This window comes from Bartonella sp. MU70NMGDW, from assembly GCF_042194085.1.
Taxonomy (GTDB): domain Bacteria; phylum Pseudomonadota; class Alphaproteobacteria; order Rhizobiales; family Rhizobiaceae; genus Bartonella; species Bartonella grahamii.
On record NZ_JBHIMK010000134.1, the window covers coordinates 1 to 3,607 of the forward strand.

The window sequence follows — 3,607 nt, forward strand, 5'->3', positions numbered from 1 at the left end:
TAAAATCTGTAAATGAACGATCAATAAATAAAAGTAAACACTTTGCAAATTCTTTAAGCTATTTCTTTGGGTGGGAAGATTTTTTTAAAAAAGTTGAAATGGCTAAAATTATTAATTCTGGATTAATAAAATCTATTAAAACGATAGGAATAGGTGAAATTATTGATGATGAGATACGTAATTAAGATTTGATAAAATTGAAATCATCAAATCAGTATTTGGATGATACAATTGCAATTGTTAATGAAAACAAAAATGTAAAATTTATTATTGATTTCAATGCAAGTATTAATTTTGAGCAGTGGAATTATTTTATTGATAGGATAGATAAGAATAATTTGTTTGGAATAGAACAGCCTATGAAATTTCCTTCAAAAATTCCAGATTTGGGTTTCTTAAATATCGCTGATGAGACATTCGTGAAATGTGGTTATGAAAAAATTCACGAATATGGCTATAATGCTTTTGTCTATAAGCCATTTGCAAGTAATATTAAAGAATTATATAAGTTTTTTGAGAATAAAAATAACTACGTTGGTATGGTTGGAAGTAATGTTTCTGGCCCTTTAGATTTTAGTTTTGTAACATCATAAATCATTATATGCCTACCAAATTAGCAGGAAATCGTGCAAGTAATTTTGAAGCGCATCCGTTAAATAATAAAACTGAGGATTTAATGAGAATTCGAGAAAAAAAGATATATCATCTCTGATGAATTGTTTATTTATCTTGATAAATTTTGCCAAAAGGTATCGGATTTGTATTTTGATATGAATAAATTAAAAGAAATTGCTACAAATATATAGTATTTCCCACTCTGAAGCAGCTATGTTTTGTGAATAGATATAGGACATACCGATGGAAGAACGATATGGTGCTTGTCTCATATATCAGAATTTCATATACTAAAAGTGTCAAAGATGGTGGCAAAATTGGCTTTAATTTTTTTGATATTAGCAGTAATTTAAGCAGCAACTTGCCTTTTTTATTCAAGATTTTTGATGAGAAAGAATTATAGGTATTTCAGCTTGATGTAACTCAAAATAAGCGAACGGTATTTTAAAGCTTGATGTTTATTATAAAGCTGAGCTCAACCCCAATCAGAACAGTATAGCAGGTGGCCTTATTATCTTACTTAAAGGGGGCTAGCTAAGAAGCATATGCTTGTTATTATATATCGAATGTTCTCAATTTGCATTCGATTAAACTTACAAATCAAGATGGCTTTTCTTCTAGTATCATCAATACCGAGCTTTATAGATTAAACATTCAAGTCCAATAGTTTGCAGAACAAATGAGCCATGCATCCAAAATGCCAATTACGAGTAATATAAATCCAGATGATATTGTAGCTGATATTCACGTAATACCATCAATACTCCCAAATGACTTCTATTATCGTAAGTTTTTCTTTTCTCTTGAGATAATCACCAATGTCATAAAAATATATTTTACCATGCTGTTGCACGTTTGGATTTTTTACAAAAATAGAAATTTCCATAGAGCAGCTCGAGATCCTAAACAAAAATATTAAAATATAATGTTTTTTATTTTTTATTATTTAAAAAATAACATAAACATTGGAATAACTCTCCAAAAGCAACAAAACTCTTTGTAAAAAGAACTCTGATCATTTTCTTTGAAAAAAGAGCAATGAAGAGAGTATCACTAAAAAGAGCTTTGAGCGATTGGCTTGAAAAACTCTCAAAAGAGATTTCTCTATTGTGTGGTCCTATGATTTTTCACCAAGGTGGGCTATTCATAGCGTTTTGTAGGCCGACCGCCTTTTGGGTTTTGTCTTCATAAATTTCACGAAGATAGTTGCAACAGCATAAAAGCTCTAAAGTTTGTTGAATAATTCCTTTATCCCTTAAAAGCTTCCAATCACGCTTATAAACATCTCGTGCAGGTAAAACCATCTGGTAAATGATCACAAGGCTCTACAATGAGTTTTGCATGACTTAACAAATAGGATGACCAACACAATGTCATAGTGAGTGAAGGCAAGCCTATTTCAAAACGCCTCCCTTCACTCAATTCAAAAATCAATGCAAGGGTTGGTATGGTTTTATTCATTTTCAAAAGATGCGCTTGTAAACTTGATGAGAAATGACCTCCTTTGATTGTTCTTTGAAAATTTTCCCACCATACACGAAACATTTCTTGAGCTTCAGCAGAAAAGCGTATGGTAATAGGGTGTTTTGGTGATCCTAATGGTTTATCATAAAGAGAACGAAAAATTCCTTGATAACTTTCCCATGCCTTTTGATTAGGAGGTCTATCAACCCATAACCGCTCTTTTCGTTCATCGGGCCACACCAGCATTTGAAACCGTTGCAATAAGCCGTCATTATTTGTTCCATGGTGCATTGCTTGAATAATGGGAATAATCCGTGAAGGTTGAATGCCCCCAATAATGGAAATGGTTGCATTGGGAATAAAAATGGTTCCACGTCCTATACGGTCATAGGTGTATGATTTTTTGCCATTAAAAGCTGTTAGATAAAAAGAACGGTCTGATTGATATTCCTTCCGTTCCAAATCGGATAAAAAACCAGATAATTCATCACGAACCAACAATAAACCACGGGGGTTTTCTTTTAACAATTCCCCAAGCTTTTCGACGGTCACATCGTTGACAATAAGACGTCGTTTATTAAGCGTGTCATCTTCCTCACTTTCTTTATGTTCAAGAGATTGAGAAAGAAGAGCAAGGGCTTGTTCCTCATCTTGATCTTTGAGTGCTTTATAGGCTTGTTTTTTCTTTTCTCTTTTGTCTAATTCAATAAGAATATCTTTTGTTTCTTGCTGTTTTTTCTTCTTTAACCATTCTTGATGCCATTCCTCTTGAAAAACATCAAGAGGTGCTAAAGCAGCTTCCATGGTATCTGTTTTCATAGTTGAAGGTTCCCCCCACAATGGCACCCCAGAGATTAGGAACAATTTTCCAATTGGCATGTTGTTTTGGAGAAACCCGCACGCCATTTCCAATGACAGCAGACAATCCACATAAAGCAGAAACAGCAACAAAATCGATAGAAGATTGTTGAATATCAGCAACGTCATAAACATAGTTTATTAATGGTGTTGGAAGCAGGAATATTTTAAAAGGCTCGACGGGTAAGAGAGCCGTAGCAATCGGTTGTAATTGCCCCCAACCATTTTGTTGCAAGGCTTGTTCATAAGAAATGGCTTTTAAACAAGTATTTTCGTTTAAAGAGACATTATCGTTATCATTGACGGGAGTATTTTCATTATTGTTTTGTAAATTACTATCTTTCATAGTTTCCCTCTTTTAAGAAAGTAATACGTTATTAAAATCGGTTCCTTTTGGAGCTTGCATCATAAAGACCTCAAAGCCTTGGCTATAAGCACGTGCAGCGAGGGTAAAACCTGCTTTACGACCCGCATCATCGCCGTCCATTGCAATGGTGAGACGCCCCTTTGTATGGGGTAAATTCACACGCATCATGCCACTGGTTGAAAGAGACGCCCATAAATTAACGGGCTCTGATAACAACCCAGACAAAAGAGCCAGACCGGTTTCAATGCCCTCACAAATGACCAGATGTTTTGGATTGGCTTGGCTTAAATGCACCCCACCACC

At 34.2% G+C, this 3,607-nt stretch carries 2 protein-coding genes and 2 pseudogenes; 2 read left to right on the forward strand and 2 right to left on the reverse strand.

Annotation, left to right across the window (positions count from 1 at the left end; all coding sequences use genetic code 11):
- Positions 1-185: pseudogene (locus ACFIKE_RS08660) on the forward strand (hypothetical protein); the annotation flags it as partial.
- A 12-nt stretch (positions 186-197) separates the two neighbouring features.
- Positions 198-593, forward strand: coding sequence for a hypothetical protein (locus ACFIKE_RS08665; protein WP_375649325.1), 396 nt, complete (start codon positions 198-200; stop codon positions 591-593).
- Between the two features lie 1,162 nt (positions 594-1,755).
- Here ACFIKE_RS08665 and ACFIKE_RS08670 read toward each other — a convergent pair.
- Both ACFIKE_RS08670 and ACFIKE_RS08675 read right to left on the reverse strand, forming a co-directional pair.
- A pseudogene (locus ACFIKE_RS08670) lies at positions 1,756-3,283 on the reverse strand (YfjI family protein).
- Positions 3,284-3,295: 12 nt separating this feature from the next.
- The coding region (locus tag ACFIKE_RS08675; RefSeq protein WP_375649327.1) for a toprim domain-containing protein at positions 3,296-3,607 on the reverse strand (312 nt) is incomplete at its 5' end.